This is a genomic window from Brevibacillus sp. SIMBA_040 (assembly GCF_046535075.1).
Lineage (GTDB): Bacteria > Bacillota > Bacilli > Brevibacillales > Brevibacillaceae > Brevibacillus.
Genome location: NZ_JAWRXI010000308.1, coordinates 1 through 253, shown reverse-complemented (window position 1 = coordinate 253; position 253 = coordinate 1). Strand labels below are relative to the sequence as shown.

At 32.8% G+C, this 253-nt stretch carries 1 protein-coding gene; it reads right to left on the bottom strand.

Annotated features, from left to right (window positions below):
- Window positions 1-253, bottom strand: a 253-nt coding sequence (locus tag SB752_RS32935) for a hypothetical protein (RefSeq protein ID WP_410719584.1), incomplete at both ends; no start/stop codon positions are given.

Below are 253 nucleotides of genomic sequence, written 5' to 3'. Positions count from 1 at the left end.
CCCGGTGTTTTCTTTTCCACTAATCTATCCCAAATATCATAACGATACTGATAGCAGAGATTATTTAAAATATCATCATTAATTGTGGTTGATATGGAAGCTAGAGGAGGGATTACATAAGCTAAGTTCTGATAATTATCATACACATAGTAAGTATCTACATTCTGTACTCCATCATTTTTGCGTACTAAAATGGTTTGTTCTCTTCCGTTTTTAAATTCTATGGAAACATTCCCGTCTTCATCAGTTATAC